The sequence below is a fragment of the Microbispora sp. NPDC049125 genome, assembly GCF_040802045.1.
Lineage (GTDB): Bacteria > Actinomycetota > Actinomycetes > Streptosporangiales > Streptosporangiaceae > Microbispora.
Genome location: NZ_JBEZDW010000017.1, coordinates 52,650 through 77,928, shown reverse-complemented (window position 1 = coordinate 77,928; position 25,279 = coordinate 52,650). Strand labels below are relative to the sequence as shown.

Sequence of the window (25,279 nt, the reverse complement as noted above, 5' to 3'; positions counted from 1 at the left end):
ACCCCAGCTTCGCACGGCGAGGACGTCGCCCGGCACAACCACCGGCATCGGCACAAGCACGGGCATCGGCACCGGCGTCCGCACATGCACCGGCACAGCGCCGCGGCGGCGAGTCAGGCGTGCGAACTCTCGGAGACGGCGTCGACGAGCGTGAGCCGGGCCGTCAGCTCGCACCACACGACCTTCCCCGGGCCTTCACCCTTTCCGTCTCGCGTGGCGCGGCGGTCGACGCCCCAGCCGGCCGCGAGCTGCTGGATGAGGTTCAGCCCCCAGCCGTCCATCCGGCCGCGCCGCCGCAGCCGTGGCAGGCCGGCGCCGTCGTCGGCGACCTCCACCCGCATCCAGGTGACTCCGCCGCTCAGCCGGAGCACGGGGGAGCCGTCACCGTGCCTCAGCGCGTTGGTCACCAGCTCGGAGACGACCAGCAGCACGTCGTCGTGCCGGCCCCGGTAGGAGCACGCGGCGAGGGCGCGTACGGCCAGTTCGCGGGCGGCGGGGACGCTGGCGAGGTCTTCCCGCAGGCGGTGCTCCACCCGGTATGCCATATGCCGGATCCCCATCCCACCACTGTGCGGCAAGGCGGCCGCGGGGGCGAGACGCAGGCACGCCAGTCGTCCTGGTGCAGGTACGGGGTGCCAGGGCTGATGCAAACGCATCAGTCGAGCAGGCCCTCGCGGCGGGCGATCACCACGGCCTCCAGCTTCGATCGCGCGCCGAGCTTCTCCAGCACCCGCTGGACGTGGTTGCGCGCGGTGTTGTGCGCCACCCCCAGCCGTTCGCTGATCTGGCCGGTGCCGGCTCCCTCGCCGAGCAGCAGGAGCGTCTCCCGTTCCCGCGCCGTCAGCTCCGCTCCCAGGGGCCCGGTCCTGCCGGTGAGCCGGTCGAGGACGCCCGCCAGCAACTCGGGAGGGAAGGCCACACCGCCGGCCGCGACCTCGCGCACCGCCGCCACCAGCTCACGCAGGCCCGAGGACTTCAGCACCAGCCCCGCGCCGCCGGCCCGCGCCACCCGGGCCGCCACCGCCGCGCTCGCCTCGGCGGTCAGCATCAGAACCCGGACGCCCGGCACCGCCGCGGTCAGCCGGCCGATGGCCGAGATCCCGTCACCGTCAGGGAGGCGGCGGTCCAGCAGCACCACGTCCGGCCTGAGCCGGGCCGTGTCCGCGATGCCCGCGGCGATCGATCCCGCCCTCGCCGCGACCTCCATGTCGTCCGCCTGCGCGAGCACCAGGCCGATCGCCTCGGCCACCATGTCGTGATCCTCGACGAGCACCACCTGGATGGGCCGCTGGACGGGCCGCGGATCCGATGGCGGTGACGACGACATGGGTGACATCCTGACTGAGACGGCGCGAGCGGACTCCATTGTCCCGCCTCCCGCGAACCTGGCCGAAGCGCGGGGCCGCACGTCCGCCACGACCGTGGCGGCTCACGCGGTCATATGGTGATCCACTCCGTGGTGAAGGCGTCCGGCCCTCGGACGCAGCGGACGCTGAAGGCTCCTGGGAGCACCTCGTCCAGGGCGAAGCGCCCCAGGGGGTCGGCGGTCACGGTCACCGCCCGCGCGCCGCGGGTCTCGATGCGCGCCGGGCCGGGCGGAAGCACCTGGCCGGCCACCCGGTTGCGCCCGCCCGTCGCGGTGATCTCCAGATCGATCGTGGCGCCCGGCCAGCCGAAGGTCAGCAGCCGCGGCTGGTCGCCGCCGCGTACGGGCTCCGCAGCAGCGACGGCCAGGGAGTCGAACAGCAGCTCCGCCAGCTCGGTGTCCACGGTGCGGACCGTGAAGGCGGCGACGGCGATCTCGACCAGGTGGGCGGGCACCGGGTCGAACAGCCCGGCCGCGCGGCGCAACTCCTCCTCCAGCTCGTCGCCGCCCAGAGGGAGGTGGTCCATCCCCGAAGCGTCCGTCTCGGAGTCGTTCCGGCCGGAGTCGTTCCTGCCGGAGTCGCCGGAGCGGGGATCGCCGGGAAGGGAATCTTCGCGGCCGGAGTCGCCAGAGCCGCCGGGGTCACCGGGGTCGTGCACGGTGCACCTCCTCAGGGCGCCAGGGGAGCGGGTCAGGCGGCGAGAAGCTCCCGCAGCCGGTTCAGGCAGCGGCCCCTGGTCGGCCCGATGCTCCCTACGGCGATGCCCAGCGCGGCGGCGACCTCGGCGTACGAGGGCGGCGGTGTGGCCATGAGCACCCGGAGAAGGCGGCGGCAGCCCTCTGAGAGCAGCTCGAACGCCGCCCACACCTGGCGCAGCCGGTCGGCCTCCTGCTCGGCCGCCTCGGCCTCCAGCACAGACGTCTCCGGTGATCGGTCGTCGGCAACGGGGGACAGCACGTCCGTGTCGCTGGTCGGCACGACCCGGCCCGAGTGGCGGATGACCTTGAGGCATTCGTGCCGTGACGTGGTGGCGAGCCAGCTTCCGACCTTGTCCGGCTCCTTGATCCGGCTGAGGTTGTCCGCCAGACGGAACCAGGCCGTCTGGTAGACCTCGTGCGCGTCGGCCTCGGGCAGCCGGTGCGCGCGGACCACGGACCACACCAGCGGGCTGAGGCGGAGCACCAGGGCTCTCCACGCCTCGGCGTCGCCCTGCGCGGCGGCCTGGAAGAGGCCGCTGGTCGACATGTCGTCCACGGTGCCGTTCCTCGCGTCGGGAGTGTCGGGGAGTGCCGGGGGTGCGGGGATCGCCGGGCGGGATCGCCGGCGGAGTGCCGGGGATCATCGTATGCCGGGGAGCCCGTCCCCGGGCCGCGTCAGCGCACCGGTTGCCGCGCGTGCAGCACCCTCATGTCGCCCCGGTCCCCCCGTACGGTCTGCGCGGCGGCCCGTTCGAGCAGCCAGGCGGCGGCCTGCCTGCTGGTCTCACCCGCCTCGGACATGCGCGCCGCGACGAGCCCGGCGACGATCGGAGTCGCGAACGACGTCCCGCTCCACATGGCCATGCCCTCGAAGCGGTGCGTCGATCCCGCGGGGAGCGTGGCGTACGGGATCTCGGACGGCTCGTGCACGGTCGTGTAGGAGCCGAAGGCGAAGGCGTTGACGAGCTGGCGGCCCCGCGCGTAGACGGAGACCCACGGGCCGAAGTCGCTGAACTCCGACCTGCTGAACTCGTCCTGGTCGAGCGCGCCCACCGAGATCACGGCGGGCGCGTGGTCCAGCGCGTTATAGGCCGGGTAGAACGGCTCGTCGCTGTCGTGGTTGCCCGCCGCCGCGACGAGCAACGTGCCCGGACGGTCCGTGACGAGCTCCCGCACGAACGTCTCCATGCCCAGCAGCGCCTCGCCCTCCAGCGTGCGGACGCCCGCGGACAGGCTGATGATCTGCGGCCACTCCTCCAGCGAGTCGAGGAGCGTGAGCAGCTCGGTGGCGAAGTCGTGCTCGAAGTTCGTGCCCGCGTTGCGCAGCAGGTTGGACACCTTCACGTCCGCCTCCGGCGCGACGCATCGGGCCACTCCGGCGATGAACGTGCCGTGCCCGACGTAGGTGTGGATCACGCCGGCCTTCACCTCGTTGTTCTTGTTCCCGAGGAGTGATGCGACAGAGCCGGCGGTGACGTCTCCCTGGGCCATCCACGGGTACGTCTTCAGCCGCACGGGGTCGTCCCAGTCCGTCACCAGGCCGGTGTCGATGACGAGGATCTCCGTTCCGGCGCCGCTGGTGTCGGTACGCGGCGCGGGATCGGCCCGTCCCGGGACCACCGGCTCGAACTCGCAGTGCGGCAGGACCGGCTCGTCCGCCGGGCAGAGGTTCACGTTGGGCGAGCAGATGGAGACGAGGTGGTTGGGCGTCACGGCCCCCGAAGGCACGTTGCGCCGGCCCCTGATCCGCTGGAGCGCCTCGCGCACGCTCGACCCGTCCCCGCCCGCCGGCGGAAGCCGTACGACGTGGACGCCGGCCCGGCCGCCGGTCCTGCCTGCCTCCTCGCGGGCCCCGGGCTCGACGGCGAGCACCTCGGCGAGCGCTTCGGCGTCGCGGGCGAGGAGCACGTCCGCCTCGTAGACGCATCCCGGAGTCAGGTCCTCCCGCAGCGCCACGGGCTCGTTGGTCTCCAGGCTCCGCCGCGGGTCGCCCTCCGGGTAGGCGTCGAACCTCTGGGACGGCACCGCGCCGGCGTCCACCGGGGCCACCTCGAAGGCGGTGCCCTCCGGGAAGGAGGCGAGCACGAGGCCGAACTGCTTGGCGAACCTCGCGCGGAGGGTCTCGTCTGACAGTGGCATGGGGCGGTCCCTTTCGTCAGCGGGTCAACTGCTAGTAGGAGCCGTGCGACGCCGATCTGATACATGTCTGGTGCACGATCACCTGGACGCCCCGAACGACTCCTCTTTAGCATCGATCCGTGCCTGGCGAAACCGGAAGGGCGGCCCGGGGCGCCCAGGATCCGCTCGGCCTGCTCCCTCTGGTGTTCTCGCAGCCCCGCAGGGCGCTGGCCGGCGCGCGGGCGCTGCTGGCCGCGCGCCCCGGCCCCCACGACGAGTCCGTGGCCCACCACGTCATCGGCCTGTACGAGCGCGACTTCGGCGACCTGGCCACCGGGCTCACGCACCTGCGCCGGGCCCGGGACCTGGCACGAAGGTCCGGCTCGCCGGCGCGGGAGGCCGACGTCCTGGCGACCCTCGGCATCGCCCTCGTCCACAGCGGCAGATCCGGCCCTGGACTGGCCGCGCTCGACCGGTCGCTCGCGCTCACCTCGGGCCCGGCCGCCGCGCGGGTGCTCTTCCGCCGGGCCGGCGCGCTGTGGATCCTCGGCCGGCACGCGGAGGCCCTGGACGACCTGCGCCGGGCCATTCCCAGCCTGCGGCGTGCCCGCGACACCATCTGGACGGCACGCGCGCTCACCCTGCGGGCCACCCTCCTGCTGGCCCTCGGGGCGGTCGAGCGCGCGGGCCAGGACTTCGCCGAGGCCGAGCTGCTGTGGGAGGAGACCGACCAGGACCACGACAAGGCCGTCGCCATGGAGAACAGAGGCCGGGCGGCGTTCCGGTCCGGAGACCTGCCGGCCGCGCTGCGCCACTTCGAACACGCGGCCGGGCGTTACGAGGCGCTCGGGACGCCCGCGTTCGTGATGAGCATGGAACGCTGCGCGGTGCTGCTCGCGGCGGGGCTGCCGGGCGAGGCGCTCACCGAGGCCGAAGCGGCGATCCAGATGCTGCAGCGCACCGGAGGGCAGCCCACCAGGCGGGCCCAGCTCCTGCTCGTCGCCGCCCGGTGCGCGCTCGCCGCCGGCCGGGCCGACACGGCCGCCGCCCAGGCGGGGGCGGCGATCCGCCTTTTCGCGCGGCAGCGCCGCGACTGGTGGGAGGCCCATGCCCGGCTCGTGCTGTGCCAGGCCCGCTTCGCCTCCGGCCAGGTGTCCGGCCGCCTCGTACGGGACGCCGGAGCGCTGGCCGGGCGGCTGTCCGAGCTCGGATCGCCCGAGCGGACGCAGGCGTTCCTGCTGGCCGGCCGGGCCGCCCTGGCGCTCGGCCGGCCACACGACGCGCGGCCGTACCTTTCGCGCGCCGCGCGCGGACGGCTGGCCGGACCGGCCCCTGCCAGGATCGACGGCTGGCTCGCCCAGGCGTTGCTCGCCGCGGCCGAGGGGCGTCGCACGGGAGTGCTGGCGGCGTGCAGGCGCGGGCTCGCCCTGCTCGACGAGCACCGGCTGACGCTGGGCGCCTCGGAGCTGCGCGCACGTGCCACCGCCCAAGGGGCGGCGCTCGCGGCGCTCGGCCAGCGGGCCGGGCTGGAGACGGGCGGCTCCCGGGGGCTGCTGGAGTGGAGCGAGCGCTGGCGGGCGACCGTGCTCGCGGTGCCGCAGGCGCGCCCTCCCGCCGACGCGGATCTGCTCCGCGACCTGACCGCCTTCCGGGAGACGACGAGCCGGGCGCAGGAGGCGCGCTCCTCGGGAGGCCCCATCGCCGCTCTGGAACGCGAGAGCGCCAGGCTGGAACGGCGGATCCGCGCTCGCACGCTCACCGTGACGGGCGGTCCGGGCGCGGCGGGCCACCGGTTCGACGCCCGCGCGCTGCTCGACCGGCTCGGCGCGCTGGACGGGCCGGACGGCGGACGGCTGGCCGAGCTCGTCGACGTCGACGGGGACCTCCACGTCGTCCTGTGCGGCGGGGGGCGGGTCCGCCGGTTCCGCGCGGGCCGCCTGGCGGACGCCGCGGCGGAGACCGACCACCTCCGCGCGGGCCTGCGGCGCGTCGCGTACGAAGGGTCGTCGCGGTGGCTGCCGCTCATCGAGACCGCCGCCCGGCGGCTCCAGGACGCCCTGCTGGGCCCCGCGGCGGCGCACCTCGGGGACGGGCCGGTGGTGATCGTGCCGCCAGGCCGCCTGCACGGAGTCCCCTGGGCGGCGCTGCCCGCGCTGCGGGACCGCGTGCTCGCCGTGTCCCCGTCGGCGGGGGCGTGGCTGCGCGCCGCCACCGCGGGCCCGCCCGCCCCCGGCGTGCGCCTTGCCCCCGGCCCGGTCTCGGGCTCGGGAGTCGTGCTCGGCCCCGGCCCTGCCTCGGGCTCGGGCTCGGGCTCGGGCTCGGCCTCGGACGCGGACGCGGACTCGGGGGTCGTGCTCGCCCGCGGCCCCGGCCTCGGCACGGGCGGCGCTGAGGTGCCGCTGCTCGCCAAGATGTACGGCGGGGCGACCGTGCTGGAGAACGGCACCGCCACCGCGCCCGCCCTGCTCGACGCCCTCGACGGCTGCGAGCTGGCCCACATCGCTGCCCACGGGACGTTCCGCGCCGACAGCCCGATGTTCTCCAGCCTGCGGATGGACGACGGGCCGATGGTCGTGTACGACATCGAACGGCTGCGCCGCGCTCCGTACCGGATGGTTTTGTCGAGCTGCGACTCCGGCAGGCTGGAACCGGTCGGCGCGGACGAGTTGCTCGGCCTGGCCGCGGCGCTCCTCCCGCTCGGCACGGCCGGCCTTGTCGCCGCCCTCGTCCCGGTGAACGACGAGGCGGTCGTCCCGCTCATGGTGGCGCTGCACGAGGCGCTCGCCCGGGGGCGGACCCTGGCCGAAGCGCTGGCCGACGCCCGGCGTGAGGGCCCGCGCGACGCCCTCCACCTGGTGACGGGATGGTCGTTCACCGCTATCGGCGCGGCATGACCTCAAGACTCGCCCGCCGGGACAGGACGGTCCTGTCGCTGTCGCCGATCCGTTCATAGGCGCGGCACAGGTGGTTGCCGACCGTCCTGATGGAGATCACCAGACGCTGCGCGATCTGCCGGTTGGTCAGCCCGGCCGACGCCAGGCGGAGCACCTCGGCCTGGCGCGGGGTGAGGCGCCACGTGGCGAGCGCGCCCAGAGCGGGGGTGGAGGCCCCCTGGCAGGCGTCGGCGAGGGCCGCGGCGTGACCCAGCGCGGCCGCGGCCGGCCGGGCGTCGCCGTAGGCCCCGGCCGCCTGCGCGGACGCCTCGGCCGCGAACAGCAGCATGCCGCGCTCCTCCAGCAGCCGCGCCACCTCGTCCAGCTTTGGACCGTTCCCGTCGGCGAGCGCACCGGCATGCCTGAGGAAGAGCGCGGCCAGGTCCTCGTCCGTCCCGGCCAGCCGCGCCAGCCGGGGAAGGGCGGCCGCCGGGTCGCCGAGCCGCACCGCGTCGTACACGGCGTACAGCTCGGCGTGCCGGTCCCCCTCGCGCCGCGCCAGGTCCGCCGCCGCCAACGCGGCTCGCGCCGCCCCCCGGAGATCCCCGGCCGCCGCCAGCGCCCACACCGCGGGCCGTCCGTCGCGGGCACAGCGGGGGAGCGCCTCCTCGGCCCCGCGCAGGTCCCCGGCGTGGGCGGCGGCCAGGGCCAGCTCCACCAGGCACCCCTCGTGCCCGGGCATCCGGCGCAGCCCTTCGGTGCTCCAGGCGTGGGCGTCCCTCACCTCGCCGCGCAGGCGGGCGACCTCCGCGCGGCGCGCGCAGAACTCCGGCATCCCGTCCTCCTCCCAACCGGCGTCCAGCTCGGTGAGCCGTTCCCCGACGCCGTACGGGACGGTGGTGAGCGCGCCGGACCGGGCGAGCGAGGCGAGGTGCCGCGACTGCGCCGCCAGCGACGCGGCGACGTCCTCCGCCGGGCGGCCCGCCGCCAGGCGCGCCGCCCTGAGCCGTCCCACCCCCGCGCGCAAAGCCGGGCCGTACAGCGGATGGGCCAGCCGCACACGCAGATCGTCCCCGGTGACGACGAGACCGCGGGCCTCCAGCCGCTCCAGGGCGGGGACGGCGGCCTCGCCCGCCTCCACGGCGTCCAAGGATTCGGCGAAGGCGAGCAGCTCCAGCACGTCACGCTCCTGCCCGTCGGTCTCGCCGATGGCCGCCCGGACCAGCTCACCCAGCCGGCCCGTCATGGGCGGCTCGCCGCGCCACCGCCACATGCCTCCGGACGCGCGCAGCGTGCCCGCCCGCCGCCCGGCCGTCACCAGCGCGTGGAGCAGCCGCATGTTGCCCCGGCTGGCACGGCACAGCCACGCCGCGGTGAGCGTCTCCACGTGACCGCCCAGCGCGGAGGCCAGGATCCCGGCCGCGGATCCGGGGGACAGCGGCCCGCAGCCGACGACCGGCAGGAGGCGCCGCCGGGACAGCTCGGCCACGCTCGGCGGCGCGGGCTCTCCCGCGCACACCGTCGCGATCACCCGCATGCGGCCCTGCACGACGAGATGGCGTACGAAGGCCGCCGAGGCGTCGTCGAGCAGGTGGGCGTCGTCCACCACGAGCATCCGCGTGTGCCGAAGCGCCTCAGCCGCCCGTCCGAGCGAACCGGTCGCCGCGTCGGGCAGCAGGTGGGCGAACGCCCCGAATCGCAGGCCCGTCGCGTCCGGCGTGCCGGCCGCCCAGGCGTGGGGGAGGCCGCGCACGGCCTCCGCGGCCAGGCGGCTGCGGCCGCTGCCTGCCTCCCCGATGATGACGGCGCCGACGCGGCTGGCGCGCAGCACCTGCAGCTCCGGCTCTCTTCCGCCGAACGGCCAATGCGTCCCGAGGTCGTCCATGTAAGCAGGAGCCGCGCCCGCGTCTCCTGATACACGGGCCCTGTGGCGGAGGCGATGGACGTTGCCGTCCACCGCGGATCGGCGTGGGATCATCGTCATCGAGAGGTGGTGAAAGGCCGGGGCGGTTTCCCCGCGGAGCAGTGGACGAGCGAGCGGATGAGCGCAGGTATGCGGTCGACGATGGGGACCGCGTAGGCAGGTGGCGGCTTGTAGTCGCCATGGTCCTGGTGGGCCTGGGCGGTGCTCTGGTGGTCGCGGGTCCCGACAGGCTGGCTCAAGTCGGACGGTTGGTGGGGGCGAATCTTCACATCCTGCTGTTCGTCCTGGCAGGTGGATACGTCTACCTCGTGGTCATGCCGCGAGGCATCCGGTTGGGTCCGCTGGTGCTGGTCGTCGCGGGCTTTCTCGCCTACCTGTTCACTTACGGTCCCGGTCGGCTGTTGCAGCTCTGGTCGGTCGCGGGCGGGCTGCTGATCCTGCTGGGCGGCCGGCTTGCTCTCAGCAAGGCCGCGCGCTTCCAGCGGCTCGCGGGACCGGACCCGGTCCGGCGGGAGGTGGCCGTGCTCCTGCCCCGGACCGTGCAGATTCCGATCGTGGCGCCGGTCGCGGACCACCTTTCTGTGATCGCCGTCGGTACCCGGATCACTGTGCGGCTGCCGGAGACGGTCGAGCGGTCGACGCGGGATTTCGTGGAGCTCGGGGTGACCTCGTGGGGCGGGTACGTCCAGGTGGAGGCGCCTCCCAACTGGCTTGTCGTGGCGGGCCGGCTCCATGGTGCGCATGGTACGGATTTCGCGGGGGCGCTGGATTCCGGCAAGGCATTCACCGACCCTCCTCGGGAGGGGGAAGAGCTGGCGCGACTTCTGGAGGGCCGTCGCCAGGAGGTGGAGGGACATCCGGAGCATGCCCGCCTGCTGATAATCCACGTGATGGGCCTGGGCGGGTCTGTTCTGGTGAATCCATAGGTTCGGCTTCCGGTTCCGGCGCGATGGGTGTCTCCTCGGCGACGACCGGCTCGACGTCCCAGTGCACGTACCGCCAGGCCGCGTCTTGGGGCACCGGTTCGTACCCGCGCATGAACTCGCTCAGCTCCTTGTTGTCGCCCAGCTCGGTCGCGCCGTCCAGTGGGAGGCGGCGCCGCAGGGTGCGGAGCATGTCGAACCGGTGGAGATCGAAAGCGGTGAGGAGCAGGACCGCCTGGCGGGTGGCGGCGAGGCAGGCGCCACGGTAGGCGACGTACGCGGCGACCGCGAAGCCGACGGGAACCAGCCTCCACCAGTCGGGCCGGGCGATGAGTGGCGAGGTGAGCACGGTTTGGGCGCCGAAGACGAAGACGAAGGTGGCGCTGCTGTCGATCACATTGAGCTGTGCGCCCATCTCGGTGCTGAGCCGTTCGGACAGATGGGGGTAGAGCCGAGGGTAGAAGACCACCGTGTCGAGGCCGTACCGCTCTCCCGCCGTGCATTCGGCCCGGCGCAGAACGTTGCCGAGAGAAGTCGGAAGGATGAGGCGGGGATCAGGAGGATAACCGTCAAGGACTTCGTTCGCTCGCTTTCGCATCCGTCCCACCCGGTGGTTCCTTCTGCTCCGTGAGGCCACATCGGTGAGGGCGAACGTGCCCTCCACGACGTCCGGGATCTCGGCTCGGGACCGGTGGTATGCGTTGCGGCGGACATGGCGTTCGATGGCCATGGCGGCGATCCGTCCTCGCCCGCGGCCGGTCCAGTAGCCCTCGAGCGCCTGTACGGCGGACATCTGGAAGGGCTGGATCATCACCGCGGCCAGGAGTATCCCGAGGACCAGAAGGACGCTCCCGGTGATTCCAAGGCCTGACGCGACAAAGGTTATGGAGTCCGGCCCGGGTTGTACGGTGGCTCCCTTCTTGTCGTGGAGGGGAGCCGTCCATGGGTATAGGTGAGCACTGATAACGCCGAAGACGGTAGTGATGAGGACTATTCCGGGCAGCATGCTCACGAGGAAGGCGCCGGGACCGAGCCCTTCCACCGTTTCCTTCGCGAAGTCGCCGACACCCTTCATGTCGCTGGCCGCTTAATCAGAACGTTGATCGGTTTGCCGTGATCGTGACACTTGCGGGGGTTGAACTCGGCGGGCTGGTAGTTCCCCGCCGGAAGCTGCTCGGAGCAGTTCTCGAAGTCCTCGCAGCCGTAGTACTCCACTTCGCCTCTACTCGCCTTCCCGCGCGTAAAAGCGTAATTCGGATGAAGCAGCACCAACTGGGCGAAAAGCCTGATCGTTACTATAAGTCCAATAAACCCTATTAGCTCTTCCATGGCAGGGTGCCGCTTCATGCGTCGAGTATGAACGTCGACAGCGGGCGGAGACAAAGGGTGCTCTGCTCCGCATACTCGAAAGCCGAACGCTGAGGACGTCCGAGTGGATGTCCTCGCCGGGACGTGGCGGTAATCGGGTGCCGCGGGTCAGCGAACGCGTCCGCGGGGCTTGAGCGGGGTGGGCGGCAGCGCGGGGGCCGGGATCGGCCCGCCGTCGTAGCCGGGAACCGTGCCGAAGCGGCCCGTGCCGGTACCGGAGGGGGCCATCCAGTCGGCGCGTGCCTGGGCGATCTCCTCGCCGGTGCGGGCGACGAAGTTCCACCACATGACGATCTTCTCGGCGAACGGCTCGCCGCCGAGGAGCAGCATGCGGCTCGCCGTCCCGGCGCGCAGGGCCAGATCCGGCCGGCCGCAGCCGAGATAGAGCAGCGATCCCGGCGTGAGCTCCACGCCGTCGACCTCGGCGACACCGGAGGTCGTGAGGACGGCGTACTCGAAGTCGGGCTCCAGCGGCAGCCGGGTGCGTGTGCCCGCCGCCAGCACGAGGTCGGCGCCGACCAGCGGCGTGTACGCCGTGCCGGGGGAGGCGACGCCGGCCATCTCGCCCATGATCAGCGTGGCGCGCAGGCCGCCGTCGTCGAGCACGGGCAGCCGCTCGTGGAACTCCCACGCGGGGTCGACGGCCCGCGAGGCGTCCGGCAGGGCGACCCACAGCTGGGCGCCGTGCAGCGCCGGCGCGTGCTCGGCGGGGCTCTGCTCGGAATGCGCGATGGCGTGGCCCGCCGTCATCAGCCCCAGCGTCCCGGGCCGCAGAGCCTGCCGGCTGCCGAGGCTGTCGCGATGCAGCACCTCGCCGTCCAGCAGCCAGCTCACCGTCTGCAGGCCCATGTGCGGATGCGGCGGCACCTGCATGCCCGGCTGCTCGGCGATGTCGTCGGGCCCGTAGTGGTCGATGAAGCACCAGGCGCCCACCATCCGCCTGCCCAGGGTCGGGAGCAGCCGGCGGACCACGGTGCTCCCGCCGAGCGGCACCTCACGTCCCGGCAGCAACTCGCGCACCGGCGTGGCCGAGACCGCGGCACGGCCTCCATGCTGCGACAACTGCGGGCTGATGTCGAGGTTGCTCACCTGATGCAACCTATACGCCCGCAGGACGCCGCCGTCGCGCGGCCTCCGGGTGGGCCGCCGCGGCCCCCGGGCGGCGACACGCAGTGGTCCCGCGGCTCGGGTAGGTGCCGGGGTCGGGCACCATGGAGGAATGACTCGGGCGTTACAGGACGGACCCGGCGGCGTGCCCGGCGCGCCGCCCGGCCTGACGGGCGTGAACGCCGGCGTCGCACTCCACATGCTGGTGGACCTCCTCGCGGACGGCGATGTCGTGGTCCTCAGCGGGGCGGGCCTGTCGACGGAGTCCGGAATCCCCGACTACCGGGGGGAGACCGGGCGCAGCCGGCGGGCCGAGCCCATGACGTACCAGACGTTCGTCGGCAGCGCCGCGGCCCGGCGGCGGTACTGGGCCCGCAGCCACCTCGGGTGGCGGCACATCGCCCGCGCCGCCCCCAACGCCGGGCACCGCGCGGTGGCCGAGCTGCAGTCCCGGGGCCTGACCGCGGGGATCATCACCCAGAACGTCGACGGGCTGCACCAGGCGGCGGGCGCGGGGGACGTGATCGAGCTGCACGGCAGCCTCGACCGCGTCGTCTGTCTCACCTGCGGTGAACGCACCTCGCGGCTGCTGCTCGACCGGCGCCTCCGGGCGGCCAATCCCGGCCCTCTCGCACGGCCAGGCGCGATCAATCCGGACGGCGACGTCGTCCTCACCGACGACCAGGTCGAGGGCTTCGAGGTGGTGGACTGCCTCGCCTGCGGCGGCCTGCTCAAGCCCGACGTGGTGTTCTTCGGCGAGAACGTGCCGCCGGCCAGGGTCCAGGCGTGCTACGAGCTGACCGAGCGGGCCAACCTCCTGCTCGTGCTCGGCTCCTCACTGACGGTGATGTCGGGCTACCGGTTCGTCCGCCACGCCGCCACCCGGGACATTCCCGTCGCGATCGTCAACCGCGGTGAGACCAGGGGTGACGTCCACGCCCTCCTGACCCTGGACGCTCCGCTCGGACCCACCCTCACGGCCGTCCTGTCCGAGCTCGGCCCACCGCGCTGACGGTGCGCGCTCGGCCAGGCGGGCCAGCGCGTGCTCGGACGGGCTGCCGGGCTCCGCCTGGAAGACGACGACCTTCTGGCCCCGCGTGCTGTCGACGGTCAGGACCTCCATGGTCGTGGTCACCACACCGACCTCGTGATGCCGGAAACGCACGGGCGCGCGGGTCCTGCGCCGCACGTCGTGCCGCTCCCACATCCGGCGGAACTCCTCGCTCGCGTTGGAGAGCTCCTCGACAAGTTCGAACAGGAACGGGTCCTCGCAGGCGATTCCGGCCGCGGCTCGCAGGTGCGCGACCTTGGAGTTGGTGTCGCACTCCCAGTCCACGTAGAAGTCGTGCGCCGCGGGGTTGAGCAGGGCCAGCCGGAGCAGGTTGTCGTTGTGCTCCAGCCCCTCGTAGAGGACCTCGGCCACCGGGTTCCTCGCCAACACGTCCAGCCGGTGGTTCACCACGTACGCGGGGACGATCCGCCATTGGGATATGAGCCGCACCAGGTTGGGATCGACACGGTTGACCACCGGGGGCGGCGGGGCCCGGCGGGTGAGAAGCCGCGCCAGCTCGTGCAGGTGCTCGGTGGCCTCCTGATCGAGCTTGAAGACGCGCGCCAGGGAGTCGAGCACCTGATCCGACGGATGGCGCTCCCTTCCCTGCTCCAGGCGGGTGTAGTAGTCGATGCTGATCCCCGCCAGCATGGCGACCTCTTCGCGGCGCAGACCGGGCGTCCGCCGGCGGCTGGTCGCCCGCTTCAGCCCCACGTCGTCGATGGTCGTGACCTGCCGTCGAGCACGCAGGAAAGCGGCAAAAGGTCCAACAGCGGACATATTGCTACATTATCTGTCAAGCGTGTATGCAAGGTAGTTGTCTACTTCCTAGGACGCCTCACCGGCCCTGCCCTACCGGTTCCCGGACTCCACCCCGTTCAGCCTCGTCGCCTTCGGCGCCGTGACTCCCGGCGCTCAGCCGGTGCCGGGTCCACCGTCCTCCATGAGCACGCGCTGGGCGACGGCGAAGGCGGCGTTGGCGGCGGGGACGCCGCAGTAGACGGCCGTCTGCAGGAGGACCTCCGCGATCTCTTCGGGAGACAGGCCGTTGCGCAGCGCCGCCCGGACGTGCATCGCGAGCTCCTCCAACTGGCCCCGCGCCACGAGGGCCGTCAGCGTGACGCAGCTCCGGGTGCGACGGTCGAGCCCGGGGCGGGCCCAGATCTCCCCCCAGGCGTACCGGGTGACGAGGTCCTGGAAGGCGGCCGTGAAGTCCGTCGTGCCGGCGACCGCCCGGTCGACGTGGGCGTCGCCCAGCACCTCACGGCGCACCCGCATCCCCTCCGTGTGCCTGTCCTTGTCGTTCACGCCGTCCTCCAGTGCTTTTCGAAGTGGCGGACGAGGGCCTCGGTGACGGCCCCCGGGCGTTCGGCCCCGGCCAGGTGCGCCGCCCCCGGCACCACCAGCAGTTCGGCCGACGGGATGCCGGCCGCCAGGATCCTCCCGTGCCCCGGCGGCGTCGCCGGGTCCTGCTCCCCGGCGACGACCAGGGTGGGCGCGGCCACCTCGCCGAGACGGTCGCGCAGGTCGTACGCGGCGAGGGCCTCGCAGCAGGCGGCGTACCCCTCGGGGTCGGTGCCGCGCAGCATCGCCAGGTACGGCCCGGCGCCCGGGAAGCCGGGGGTGAACCAGCGCCCCGCCGCCGTGGCGGCGACCGGCTCCATCCCCTCGCGGCGGACCAGCGCCGCACGCTCGTGCCAGCCCTCCGGCGGCCCGAACCGCGCGGAGCCGCACACGAGGGCGAGCGCCGCGATCCGGCCGGGCGCGTCCGCCGCGAGCGTCGCGCCGATCGCCCCGCCGAGCGAGACGCCCGCGTACGCCACCCGGGCCAGGCCGTACCGGTCGAGGAGATCGAGCACGAGGGCGGCGAGGCCCTCCACGGTGACGCCGGGCACCGCGGGGGAGCCGCCGTGGCCGGGCAGGTCGTAGCGGAGCACGCGCCACGTGCGGGTGAGCGCCGCGAGCTGAGGCTCCCACAGGCCGAGCGTGGTGCCGAGCGAGGGGCCGAGGACGATGACGGGCGCGTCCGGCGGGCCGTCGAAACGGTGGTGCGCGATCATGCGTCTCCCATGGCGCCATCGGTCCCGGGCGGTGCGGTCCCGGGCAGTGCGGTCTTGTCCGCTGTGGTTCCGGGTGGTGCGGTCAGGGGCGGTGCGGTCTCGGGTGGCGTGGGCCTCGTCCGGTAGTGCTTCAGTGCGCGGTCCGTCAGGGCGGGCGCGGCGCCGGTCCCCGTGTCCTCGCCGTGTTCGGCCAGTACGGCCAGCAGTGGCTCCAGGTTGGCGCGCATCCGCCCGGGGAAGACCTCCAGCCCCTCGGCGAGCTCGGCCGCCGCCTCGGCGGCGCCGCCGGTCAGCCGCAGGCACTCGCGGAGCGGCTGCCACTCGGCGTGCCAGGCCCCGGCCGGGCGCTCGTGCTCGGCCATCCGGGCGGACACCACGATCTGAGTGAGCGCGGGCACCTGAAGCGCGACGGACCTGACCATCGTGGCGAGCACCGGGTTGCGCTTGTGCGGCATCGCCGACGACCCGCCCCGGCCGGGTGCGGCCGGCTCGGCGACCTCGCCCACCTCGGCCTGGGCGAGCAGCACGACGTCCACCGCGACCTTGCCCATCGCGGTGGCCAGCCCGGCCATGGCGTCCGCGAGGCCGGTGACGGGCGCGCGCAGCGTGTGCCAGGGCAGCACGGGCTCGGCCAGCCCCGTCTCGGCGGCGAACAACGAGAGCAGGTCGAGCGCCCGGTCGCCGTACCCGGCCATCGTCCCGGCCGCCCCGCCGAGCTGGACGGGCAGCCGCAGCGACGCCAGCCGATCCCGGGCCTCCAGGCAGCCGAGCAGCCATCCGGCGGCCTTGAGGCCGAACGTCGCCGGCACCGCCGGCTGTCCGAGCGTCCGCCCCGCCATCGGCGTGTCCCTGTGCCGCTCAGCGAGCTCGGCGAGCGCGGCCAGCAGCCGGTCAGCGAAGGGCAGCACGGCGCGGCGGGTGCGGTCCGCGACGAGCATCGCCGCCGTGTCCACGATGTCCTGGCTCGTCGCGCCGTGGTGCACGTGCTCGGCGGCGCCGGGGACGGCGCGCCGCAGGTCGGCGACGAGCGCCACGACGGGGTTGCCCGCCCCCGCCGCCCGGCGGGCCAGGTCCACCACGTCGAACCGCCCGTCACGGGCCGCCCGGGTGATCGCCTCCGCCGCTTCGGCGGGGATCAGGCCGAGGCGCGCCTGCGCCCGGGCCAGGGCTGCCTCGGCGTCGAGCATGGCCCGCAGCCAGGCGGTGTCGGACGTGGCCGCCTCCGCCGCCGTGCCCGCCCGCACGGGGGAGAGCAGGCCCGCGTCCGGCCCGGCCCCGTACCAGGAAGGCGCGGGCGCCCCGGAGTGCTCAGGTGGCCGGGAGTGCTCGGGTGGCCGGGAGTGCTCAGAGGGCAAGGAACACCGTTTCCCGCTCGCCCTGGAGCCGCACGTCGAACCGGTAGGCGTCCGGCCCCTCGGGCTCCGCGACGAGTGTGGCCCGGCGGGCGGGCTCCAGTGAGTCGAGCAGCGGATCGGGCACGTCCTTCAGGTAGACACGGGTGAACACCGGCTTCAGCAGCCCTCGGGCGAAGACCAGCAAGGCCAGGTACGGCCCGGCCGGCCGTGCCGTACGGAACCGGAAGGAGCCGTCGGGCGCGGTGCCGCACCGGCCGAACCCGGAGGCGCCGGAGCCCCGGCGGGCCAGCGCCGACCGTCCCCCGGTCTCGCCGAGCCACAGCTCCAGCAGCGCGTCGGGCACCGGCTCACCCGCCCCGTCGAGGACGCGTCCGACGATCGTGACGGCCCCGGGATGGCCGCCGGGCACGAGCTCCCAGTCCCCCGCGTACGGCAGGGCGTGCGCGAAGAAGGGGCCGACGGTCTGTGAGGGGGTGGTCACGCGTCCTCCATCGGGGTGTGGCCGAGCACGATGTCGAACCGGTAGCCGAGGGCCCACTCCGGCTCGGTCGTCTCAAGGTCGAAGCGGGAGACGAGCCGGTCCCGGGCGCCGCCGGGGACCGACTGGAGGATCGGGTCGAAGGCGAACAGCGGGTCGCCGGGGAAGTACATCTGCGTGACCAGCCGCTGGGTGAACGCCGTGCCGAACACCGAGAAGTGGATGTGCGCGGGGCGCCAGGCGTTGGGGTGGTTGCGCCAGGGATAGGCCCCCGGCTTGATCGTCACGAAGCGGTAGCGGCCGTCCTCGCCGGTGAGGCAGCGGCCCGCGCCGGTGAAGTTCGGGTCGAGCGGCGCCGGGTGCTGGTCGCGCTCGTGGGCGTACCGGCCGGCCGCGTTGGCCTGCCAGACCTCCACCAGCGTGCCCCGCACCGGCCGGCCGGCGGAGTCGAGGATCCGCCCCGTCACGATGATCCGCTCGCCGATCGGCTCGCCCGGGTGGCGGCGGGTGAGGTCGGAGTCGAGCGGGCCGAGCTCGTCGTGCCCGAAGACCGGGCTGGTCGTCTCGATCGCGTCCGGGTCGGCCTTGAGCTCCAGCGGGGCCCGGGACGGCGCCCGCAGGACCGTGCTCCGGTAGGCCTCGTAGACGTAGGGGGGGTGCGTCATGACACTCCTTCGAGGATGAGGGCGAGCCCCTGCCCGACGCCGATGCAGAGGGTGGCGGCGCCGAGCCCGCCGCCCTTCCGGGCGAGCCGGTGGGCGAGCGTGCCCGCCAGGCGGGCGCCGGAGCAGCCGAGCGGGTGGCCGACGGCGATCGCGCCGCCCTGGGGGTTGAGCGCCTCAGGGTCGAGGTCGGGCCATTCGGCGAGGCAGGCGAGCACCTGCGCCGCGAACGCCTCGTTCAGCTCGACCGTGCCGAGGCTGGACAGGTCCCGCCCGGCCCGGCGCAGGGCCTTCGCGAGCGCGTGCACCGGGCCGATGCCGAAGTCGGCCGGCTCGACGCCGGCGACGCCGGTGGAGACGACGCGGGCGAGCGGGCGCAGGCCGTGCTCGGTGAGCCCGCCGGCGTCGGTGATCAGCAGGGCCGCCGCGCCGTCGTTCAGCGGGGAGGAGTTGCCCGCCGTGATCGTCCCGTCCGCCGTGAAGGCCGGTTTGAGCCGGGCCAGGGCCGCCTCGGAGGTGTCGTCCCTGATCGTCTCGTCGCGGGCGAGCGTCCCGGCGCCCTCCACGGGGACGACCTCGGCGTCGAACAGGCCGTCCTTCCACGCGGCGGCGGCGAGGCGGTGGCTGCGGACGGCGTACGCGTCCTGCGCCTCGCGGGTGACGCCGTACCGGGCGGCGAGCATCTCGGTGCCCTCGCCGAGCGAGACCGTCCACCGCTCCGGCATGCGCGGGTTGACCATGCGCCAGCCGAGCGTGGTCGAGTAGAGCTGCTCGTGGCCCCGGGGGAAGCCTCGCTCGGGTTTGGGCAGCACCCACGGGGCCCGGCTCATCGACTCGACGCCCCCGGCGACGACGACCGAGGCGTCGCCGCAGGCCACGGCCCGGGCGGCGTGGATTACAGCCTCCAGCCCCGAGGCGCACAACCGGTTGACGGTGACGCCGGGCACCGACACGGGCAGCCCGGCGAGCAGCGCCGCCATCCGGCCCACGTTCCGGTTGTCCTCGCCCGCCTGGTTGGCGGCGCCGAGGACCACGTCGTCGATCCGCGCGGGGTCCAGGCCGGGCGACCGGTCGAGCAGGGCCCGGATCGTGCCGGCGGCCAGGTCGTCGGGGCGGACCCCGGCGAGCGCCCCGCCGTACTTCCCGACGGGGGTGCGGACGGCGTCCGCTATGTACACGTCCTTCACGACAGCTCGGCTCCCGTCCTGGCCCGCACCTGGCCGGCGGACACGTCCGGCGCCGTCTCCACCAGGCGCAGGCCCGTGTCCGTCACGTCGATCACCGCCAGGTCGGTGATGATCCGATGTACGCAGCCCCGCCCGGTCAGGGGGAGGGCGCACTCCTCCACGATCTTCGGCGACCCGTCCCTGGTCGTGTGCTCCATCAGCACGAGCACCCGCTTGGCGCCGTGCACCAGGTCCATCGCGCCGCCCATGCCTTTGATCGTCTTCCCGGGGACGGCCCAGTTGGCGAGGTCGCCACGCGCCGACACCTGCATGCCCCCGAGGACGGCGACGTCGATGTGACCGCCCCGGATCATGCCGAACGACAGGGACGAGTCGAAGAACGACGCTCCGGGCAGGACGGTGACGGTCTCCTTGCCGGCGTTGATCAGGTCCGCGTCCACGTCGCCGGGCGCCGGGTAGGGCCCCACCCCCAGGACGCCGTTCTCCGAGTGGATGATCACCTGGCGGTCTCCGAGGTGGGCGGGGATCAGCGTCGGCAGCCCGATGCCGAGGTTCACGTACCCGCCGTCGGGCAGCTCGGCCGCCGCCCGCGCCGCCATCTGCTCCCGTGTCCAGGCCATCAGCTCCGCACCTCCGGCGGGGTCGTCGTCCGGTGCTCGATGCCCTTGTCTGCCGCCTGCTCCGGCGTGAGGGCCACCACCCGCTGCACGAACACGCCCGGCAGGTGCACCTCCTCAGGGTCCAGCTCGCACAGCTCCTCGACCTCGGCGATCGTCACCCGACCCGCCATGGCGGCGAGCGGGTTGAAGTTGCGGGCCGACTTGGCGAAGACCAGGTTGCCGTGCGCGTCGCCACGGGCCGCGCGCACCAGCGCGAAGTCCGTGGTGATCGCCCGCTCCAGCACGTACGGCACGCCGCCGAACTCCCGGACCTCCTTGGCGGGGGAGGCCACGGCCACCTCGCCGTCCGGGCCGTACCGCCAGGGCAGGCCGCCCTCGGCCACCAGCGTCCCCACCCCGGCGGGAGTGTAGAACGCCGGGATGCCGCACCCGCCCGCGCGCAGCCGTTCGGCCAGCGTGCCCTGCGGGATCAGCTCAAGCTCCACCTCGCCCGCGAGGTACTGCCGGGCCAGCTCCTTGTTCTCCCCGACGTACGACCCGGTGACCCGGGCGATCCGGCCGGCGGCGAGCAGCTCGCCGAGGCCCCGGCCGTTCGTGCCGCAGTTGTTGGAGACCACGCTCAGGCCTCCCACGCCCCGCTCCAGCAGGGCGTGGATCAGCACGGACGGCACGCCCGACAGGCCGAAGCCGCCCACGGCCAGCGAGGCGCCGTCGCCCACGTCCGCCACCGCCTCGGCGGCGCTCCCCACGACCTTCACATCCCCTCCTCGTACGGCAGGCCCACGTAGTTCTCCGCCAGCGTCGTCGCGGCCGCCTCCGACGACGTCACGTAGTCAAGGTAGGAGGTCTGCAGCCGCCCGCCGTAGGCGTCGTCGGAGTCGAACGTGTGCAGCAGCGTCGTCATCCACCAGGAGAAGTGCTGGGCCCGCCAGACCCGGGTGAGGCACGCCGCGGAGTAGCGGTCGAGCAGCTCGGGCGACCCGTCGGCGAAGAAGGCGGCCAGGGCCGCGGTCAGCACGCGGACGTCGGCGACCGCCAGGTTCAGCCCCTTCGCCCCGGTCGGCGGCACGATGTGCGCGGAGTCCCCGGCGAGGAACAGCCGGCCGTACTGCATGGGCTCGGCGACGAAGCTGCGCATCGGCGTCACGGCCTTCTCGATGATCTCGCCGGTCGCCAGCCGGAAGCCCGGCACGGTCTCCAGGCGGGCCTTCAGCTCCGCCCAGATCCGGTCGTCGGGCCACTCGGCGACGTCCTCGTCCGGCGGCACCTGGAGGTAGAACCGGCTGATCTCGGGGGAGCGCATGCTGTGCAGGGCGAAGCCGCGCTCACCGCGGGCGTAGATCAGCTCCTCCGCCGAGGGCTTCACCCGGGCCAGGACGCCCAGCCACGCGAACGGGTAGTCGCGCCGGAACTCCGTCAGCACGCCGTCCGGGATCGACGGCCGTGAGACGCCGTGGAATCCGTCGCACCCGGCGATCACGTCGCAGTCGAGCCGCTCCCCGCCGAAGGTCACGTACGGCCGGTCGGCGGCGATGTCGTGCAGGGCGACGTCGTCCACCTCGAACCGGACGTCACCACCGGGGTCCAGGCGGGCCGCGATCAGATCCTTGACCACCTCCTGCTGGCCGTACACGGTGATCGACCGCCCGGGGACCAGCTTCTCGAAGGCGATCCGGTGCCCCCGGCCGCCGTACCGGAGCTCGATCCCGTGGTGGGGGAGCCCTTCCCGGGACATGCGCCCGCCGACCCCGGCGGCGACGAGCGTGTCGACCGTCCCCTGCTCCAGCACGCCCGCCCGCACCCGCTGCTCCACGTACGCCCGGCTGCGGCGCTCCAGCACCACCGACTCGACTCCCCGCAGGTGGAGCAGGTGGGACAGCAGCAGGCCCGCCGGGCCGGCTCCGATGATCGCGACCTGAGTTCGCATACGTCGAGGATCCGCAGCTCGGCCGCCCGGGCGTAGGCTTGGCTTCCGCTCAGTGGAAGAGTCCGGCGGTTTTCTGGAGGACGGCATGTCGGGTGGGGCCCGGGAACCGGGACGCTCGGTCGCCTCGCGCGTCCTCGCCGTCCTCGGCGCCTTCGACGCCGCCCACCCCCGGCTCACGCTCACCGAGATCGCCGAACGCAGCGGGCTCGCGCTCAGCACGGTGCACCGGCTCACCGGCGAGCTTGAGGAGGGCCAGGCGCTGCGCCGGGCCGCCGACGGCCGCTACCACGTCGGGCCTCGCCTGTGGGAGCTCGGCCAGCTCACCCCCGACCCGCTCCAGGAGATCGCCCACCCCTGGCTCCAGGACCTGCTCGCCGGCACGGGCGAGAACGTGCATCTCGCCGTCCGCGACGGCATGGAGGTCCTGTACGTCGACAAGGTGCACGGCAAGCGGGCCGTCCCGATCCTGTCGCGGACCGGCAGCCGCCTGCCCCTGCACCCGACCGGCGTCGGCAAGGCCCTGCTGGCGTTCGAACCGGCCTGGTTCGTCGCGTCGTACCTGTCCCGGCCGCTGGAGCGGCCCACCCCGCACACGATCACCGAGCCGGGGCGGCTCGCGCGCGATCTCGCCCTGGCGCGGGCCCGGGGGTACGCGACCACCCACGAGGAGATGACGCTCGGCTCCTGCTCGGCGGCGGCGCCGATCCTGGTGGACGGGCGGCCCGTGGCGGCCGTCGGCATCGTCGTCTCGTCGCGCCGGGTCAGGGAGCTGCGACGGCTGGCCGACCCGCTCCTTGACGTCGCCACGGGGATCAGCCGGGCCTACCAGGCCGCTCTCGCGCCCGCCGGGCCCCGCGACCCCCGGTAGGCACCCTTCCGGGTGGCGCTATATTGCGATGCGTCATATTGCGATGCGTCATATTGCGATGCGTCAAATGTAGCGGCCCGTCGATCCAGGGGCCGGGCACGCGGTCGGAAGCGAGGCCATCCCGGTCACGGACACCCGGCCCGAGCCGCCCCGCCTGGTGTGGGGGCCGCGTTCGAGGGGCCGCCACCGGCGGGCACGATGGGAGAATGATCAGTTCGATGGTGATGTCCCGATGAGCCCGCGCGTCGACCACGCCGTCACGTCCGGCACGTTCAGCCTGGACGGCCAGACGTTCGACGTGGACAACAACGTCTGGGTGCTCGGCGACGACGCCGAATGCGTGGTCTTCGACGCCCCTCATGACGTGACCGCGATCGTGGACCTGATCGCCGGCAGGCGGGTCGTCGCCGTCCTCGCGACCCACGCGCACGACGACCACGTCAGGGTCGCGCCGGAGCTCGGCCGCGCCACCGGCGCCCCGATCCTGCTGCACCCCGCCGACCTGCCGCTGTGGCGGCTCACCCACCCGGGCGTGGAGCCCGGCGGCGACCTGGCCGACGGGCAGGTCATCGAGGTCGCGGGGACGCGGCTGGACGTCCTGCACACGCCCGGCCACGCGCCCGGCGCCTGCTGTTTCCACGCGCCCGAGCTTGGGGTCCTGTTCACCGGCGACACCCTCTTCAAGGGCGGGCCGGGCGCCACCGGGCGGTCGTTCTCCGACTTCGGCGTGATCATCGAGTCGATCCGCGAACGGCTGCTCACGTTGCCGCCCGAGACCGTGGTGCACACCGGTCATGGTGACAGCACGACGATCGGCGCCGAGGCTCCCCACCTTGAGGAGTGGATCCGCCGGGGGCACTGACCCCTCCCCACGTCATCGGCGGCGGTGACCCCCGCGGAGGGTCATCCGCCTGGGGCCACCCGGACGCCCGTCACCGCGAACCGCTCGACCTTCGCCACGTGCCCGCCGGTGCTCGCCACGACGATGAGCATCTGCCCGGGTGCCGCGGTGAACGAGATCACGGCCGACCAGGGCCTGCGTTCGCCCCCGGCGGGCACACAGCAGTGATCGGCCGGCGGGGCCGGCGACGAGGGCCGCAGCACTCGGACGCGGATGCTCTCGTCCACCCCCGTGATCCTGCCGCCGACCCGCATGGGCGACGAGACGCGGCTGCCGTACGCCGGAGTCGTCAGGCTGAAAGCGGTGTCGTCGGTCCCCACCACCTCCCAGGGCGCGTCGCGGCCCGTGCCGAGCCGGACGAGGTGGACGACCGCCGCGGTCAGGACCCGGCCGCCTTCCTGGCTCCGGTAGCCGACCGCCACGCGCGCGTGTGATCCGGTGACCGTGCGGCGGACGACCCGGTCCAGCTCCGGGAAGCCCAGATAGCCGGTGAAGGCCAGCGCCGTCCGCCCGGCGTCCAGATGCCAGGGCTGATGCCCGCCCGAGCGGTACGACAGCTGCCACGTGCGGGCCTGTCCCTCGTCCTGGAACGGCCACAGCGGCTGGTACCCGCCCGCGAACGGCCGGGGGGAGGGGGAGCGTGTCTCCCCGCGCCCGCCGGGACTCGTGGCAGCCGGACTCGCGGTGGCGGAATCCGCGGCGGCGGCCCCGGTAGAGGGCACGGTGGAGGGCACGGTGGAGGGCACGGTGGACGGCCCGGTAGAGGGCCCGGTGGAGGTCGCTGTCGCGGGGGACCCCGCGCTCGCCGCCGGTCCGGGCCGCTCCGCCGTGCCGCATCCCGCCGCCAGCAGGCCCGCAGCGGCCAGGGCGGCGGTCATCCGCCTCGCCCACGTCATGATCTCGCTCCCGCCCGTGGGACTCCCTCAGTTCCGAGCATCCCTCACCGGCTGCCCGAAGGCCATGGCATGGGCTCAGGCGGGCCCCGCAGCGGCTCGTCACCTGACCCGGCGTGCTGGCAAGGATGCGCTCCGGTTCCACCCCGGCGACGGGTGGCCGGAGGAGATCGCCGTGAAGGTCCTCGGCGTGCCGCGTGGAGTCGCGTACCGGGACGGCGCCATCCATGTGAGCGTCGAAGGCGGCTACCACGCCCACATCGACCGCATCGATCTGCGGACGGGGGGAGCGCGCTGTCGTCGACGGGCCCGTCAGCATTCCGCGCGGACAGTCGCGAGGCCGGCGCCTTCGGTGCTCGCCTGGCCGAACGACGGAGGACCACCCGGCAGGTCGTCCGGCTCGCCACGGCCGTGCGTGTCCGTCGTGTCTCTCCCGCCGTCGGGGTGATGGCCGCGGGGACCGCACGGGGACGGGTAGGGGCAGCGGGCGACGCAACCGTGAGGCGGCGGGGGAGGAGGAGGCCACCTGTCATCCGAGGAGGACAGGGAGGCGGTGTAGATCGATCCCAGTGTCACGATGACCGAAGTGATGATCGAGAACGCGCCGCTGACCCACACCTCTCCGAAGGGTGAACCGCGGCGCGCTCCGTTCCCACGTCCGGGACGGGTACGGCCGGCGGATCCTCGCACGATGACAGCCCTCCACAGGCGGGTGATTCACGGAAACGCCGATCGTTCCCGTTGCCCGCCAAGTAATGGGAAGACGTCGGAATCCGCCCGAGGGAGCACCGCGAATACGGTCTCAATCGCATAACCGTAGCCGGATCATTCTGCTTCTCCAGCAATTCTCGGCGCTTTATCTATTCCTATAACCATAAATCACGTCACAGCTAAGCTGG

23 protein-coding genes and 1 pseudogene are annotated in these 25,279 nt (G+C 73.7%); 4 read left to right on the top strand and 20 right to left on the bottom strand.

Translation table 11 applies throughout. The features are described from left to right. Positions 1-113: 113 nt before the first annotated feature. The 5 genes from AB0B72_RS21085 to AB0B72_RS21065 form a co-directional block, all read right to left on the bottom strand. On the bottom strand, positions 114-560 hold the full coding sequence (locus tag AB0B72_RS21085) for an ATP-binding protein (RefSeq protein ID WP_367740551.1): 447 nt from the start codon (positions 558-560) through the stop codon (positions 114-116). Between the two features lie 95 nt (positions 561-655). Next, the gene (locus tag AB0B72_RS21080; protein ID WP_367740550.1) at positions 656-1,327 is read right to left on the bottom strand and encodes a response regulator transcription factor; all 672 of its coding nucleotides are present in this window, start codon (positions 1,325-1,327) and stop codon (positions 656-658) included. Positions 1,328-1,437: 110 nt separating this feature from the next. Then, positions 1,438-2,025 carry a hypothetical protein gene (locus AB0B72_RS21075; protein ID WP_367740549.1) on the bottom strand — a complete coding sequence of 196 codons (588 nt, stop codon included), beginning with the start codon at positions 2,023-2,025 and terminating at the stop codon, positions 1,438-1,440. Between the two features lie 32 nt (positions 2,026-2,057). After that, positions 2,058-2,612 carry an RNA polymerase sigma factor gene (locus tag AB0B72_RS21070; protein WP_367740615.1) on the bottom strand — a complete coding sequence of 185 codons (555 nt, stop codon included), beginning with the start codon at positions 2,610-2,612 and terminating at the stop codon, positions 2,058-2,060. Positions 2,613-2,740: 128 nt separating this feature from the next. Continuing rightward, positions 2,741-4,204, bottom strand: coding sequence for a S8 family serine peptidase (locus tag AB0B72_RS21065; protein WP_367740548.1), 1,464 nt, complete (start codon positions 4,202-4,204; stop codon positions 2,741-2,743). 119 nt (positions 4,205-4,323) lie between these two features. On the opposite strand from AB0B72_RS21065, the gene AB0B72_RS21060 reads away from it, so the two are divergent. Next, positions 4,324-7,077, top strand: a complete 2,754-nt coding sequence (locus AB0B72_RS21060) for a CHAT domain-containing protein (RefSeq protein WP_367740547.1) — start codon at positions 4,324-4,326, stop codon at positions 7,075-7,077. Here AB0B72_RS21060 and AB0B72_RS21055 read toward each other — a convergent pair. The 4 genes from AB0B72_RS21055 to AB0B72_RS21040 form a co-directional block, all read right to left on the bottom strand. Then, positions 7,061-8,941: a LuxR C-terminal-related transcriptional regulator gene (locus tag AB0B72_RS21055; protein WP_367740546.1), complete on the bottom strand. Its 1,881-nt coding sequence runs from the start codon at positions 8,939-8,941 to the stop codon at positions 7,061-7,063. The two genes, AB0B72_RS21060 and AB0B72_RS21055, sit on opposite strands and share 17 nt — an antisense overlap. 822 nt (positions 8,942-9,763) lie before the next feature. Then, positions 9,764-10,714, bottom strand: coding sequence for a hypothetical protein (locus AB0B72_RS21050; protein ID WP_367740545.1), 951 nt, complete (start codon positions 10,712-10,714; stop codon positions 9,764-9,766). 260 nt (positions 10,715-10,974) lie between these two features. Then, complete coding sequence (locus AB0B72_RS21045) at positions 10,975-11,250, bottom strand: hypothetical protein (RefSeq protein ID WP_367740544.1); 276 nt, start codon at positions 11,248-11,250, stop codon at positions 10,975-10,977. 129 nt (positions 11,251-11,379) lie between these two features. Beyond that, entirely contained in the window at positions 11,380-12,360 is a 981-nt protein-coding gene (locus AB0B72_RS21040; protein WP_367740543.1) for a pirin family protein, read from the bottom strand. Between the two features lie 130 nt (positions 12,361-12,490). On the opposite strand from AB0B72_RS21040, the gene AB0B72_RS21035 reads away from it, so the two are divergent. Next, entirely contained in the window at positions 12,491-13,390 is a 900-nt protein-coding gene (locus AB0B72_RS21035) for an NAD-dependent protein deacetylase (RefSeq protein ID WP_367740542.1), read from the top strand. A gap of 27 nt (positions 13,391-13,417) precedes the next feature. On the opposite strand, the pseudogene AB0B72_RS21030 reads toward AB0B72_RS21035, so the two are convergent. From AB0B72_RS21030 to pobA, 10 genes and pseudogenes are all read right to left on the bottom strand, one after another. Next, positions 13,418-14,209: pseudogene (locus AB0B72_RS21030) on the bottom strand (helix-turn-helix transcriptional regulator); the annotation flags it as partial. Positions 14,210-14,344: 135 nt separating this feature from the next. Beyond that, on the bottom strand, positions 14,345-14,737 hold the full coding sequence (gene pcaC, locus AB0B72_RS21025) for a 4-carboxymuconolactone decarboxylase (protein WP_367740541.1): 393 nt from the start codon (positions 14,735-14,737) through the stop codon (positions 14,345-14,347). Next, positions 14,734-15,489 carry a 3-oxoadipate enol-lactonase gene (gene pcaD / locus AB0B72_RS21020; RefSeq protein ID WP_367740540.1) on the bottom strand — a complete coding sequence of 252 codons (756 nt, stop codon included), beginning with the start codon at positions 15,487-15,489 and terminating at the stop codon, positions 14,734-14,736. Before pcaD ends, pcaC begins: the two co-directional genes overlap by 4 nt. Next, positions 15,486-16,844 (bottom strand): 3-carboxy-cis,cis-muconate cycloisomerase, encoded by a 1,359-nt coding sequence (pcaB, locus tag AB0B72_RS21015; protein WP_367740539.1) that lies wholly within the window; start codon positions 16,842-16,844, stop codon positions 15,486-15,488. The genes pcaD and pcaB overlap by 4 nt, the downstream gene beginning before the upstream one ends. After that, entirely contained in the window at positions 16,834-17,325 is a 492-nt protein-coding gene (pcaG, locus tag AB0B72_RS21010; RefSeq protein WP_367740538.1) for a protocatechuate 3,4-dioxygenase subunit alpha, read from the bottom strand. The genes pcaB and pcaG overlap by 11 nt, the downstream gene beginning before the upstream one ends. Further along, positions 17,322-17,987 carry a protocatechuate 3,4-dioxygenase subunit beta gene (gene pcaH / locus AB0B72_RS21005; protein ID WP_367740537.1) on the bottom strand — a complete coding sequence of 222 codons (666 nt, stop codon included), beginning with the start codon at positions 17,985-17,987 and terminating at the stop codon, positions 17,322-17,324. The genes pcaG and pcaH overlap by 4 nt, the downstream gene beginning before the upstream one ends. Beyond that, positions 17,984-19,171, bottom strand: coding sequence for an acetyl-CoA C-acyltransferase (locus AB0B72_RS21000; protein ID WP_367740536.1), 1,188 nt, complete (start codon positions 19,169-19,171; stop codon positions 17,984-17,986). The genes pcaH and AB0B72_RS21000 overlap by 4 nt, the downstream gene beginning before the upstream one ends. Continuing rightward, positions 19,168-19,791, bottom strand: a complete 624-nt coding sequence (locus AB0B72_RS20995) for a 3-oxoacid CoA-transferase subunit B (RefSeq protein ID WP_367740535.1) — start codon at positions 19,789-19,791, stop codon at positions 19,168-19,170. The genes AB0B72_RS21000 and AB0B72_RS20995 overlap by 4 nt, the downstream gene beginning before the upstream one ends. Beyond that, positions 19,791-20,549 carry a CoA transferase subunit A gene (locus AB0B72_RS20990; protein ID WP_367740533.1) on the bottom strand — a complete coding sequence of 253 codons (759 nt, stop codon included), beginning with the start codon at positions 20,547-20,549 and terminating at the stop codon, positions 19,791-19,793. Before AB0B72_RS20990 ends, AB0B72_RS20995 begins: the two co-directional genes overlap by 1 nt. Next, a complete protein-coding gene (gene pobA, locus AB0B72_RS20985; RefSeq protein WP_367740532.1) occupies positions 20,546-21,718 on the bottom strand; it encodes a 4-hydroxybenzoate 3-monooxygenase in 1,173 nt (390 codons plus the stop codon). Before pobA ends, AB0B72_RS20990 begins: the two co-directional genes overlap by 4 nt. A 52-nt stretch (positions 21,719-21,770) precedes the next feature. On the opposite strand from pobA, the gene AB0B72_RS20980 reads away from it, so the two are divergent. Together AB0B72_RS20980 and AB0B72_RS20975 are read left to right on the top strand one after the other, a co-directional pair. After that, complete coding sequence (locus tag AB0B72_RS20980; RefSeq protein WP_367740531.1) at positions 21,771-22,586, top strand: IclR family transcriptional regulator; 816 nt, start codon at positions 21,771-21,773, stop codon at positions 22,584-22,586. Positions 22,587-22,818: 232 nt separating this feature from the next. After that, the gene (locus AB0B72_RS20975) at positions 22,819-23,448 is read left to right on the top strand and encodes an MBL fold metallo-hydrolase (protein ID WP_367740530.1); all 630 of its coding nucleotides are present in this window, start codon (positions 22,819-22,821) and stop codon (positions 23,446-23,448) included. 41 nt (positions 23,449-23,489) lie between these two features. On the opposite strand, the gene AB0B72_RS20970 is transcribed toward AB0B72_RS20975, so the two are convergent. Continuing rightward, the gene (locus AB0B72_RS20970; RefSeq protein ID WP_367740529.1) at positions 23,490-24,383 is read right to left on the bottom strand and encodes a hypothetical protein; all 894 of its coding nucleotides are present in this window, start codon (positions 24,381-24,383) and stop codon (positions 23,490-23,492) included. Positions 24,384-25,279: the final 896 nt, after the last annotated feature.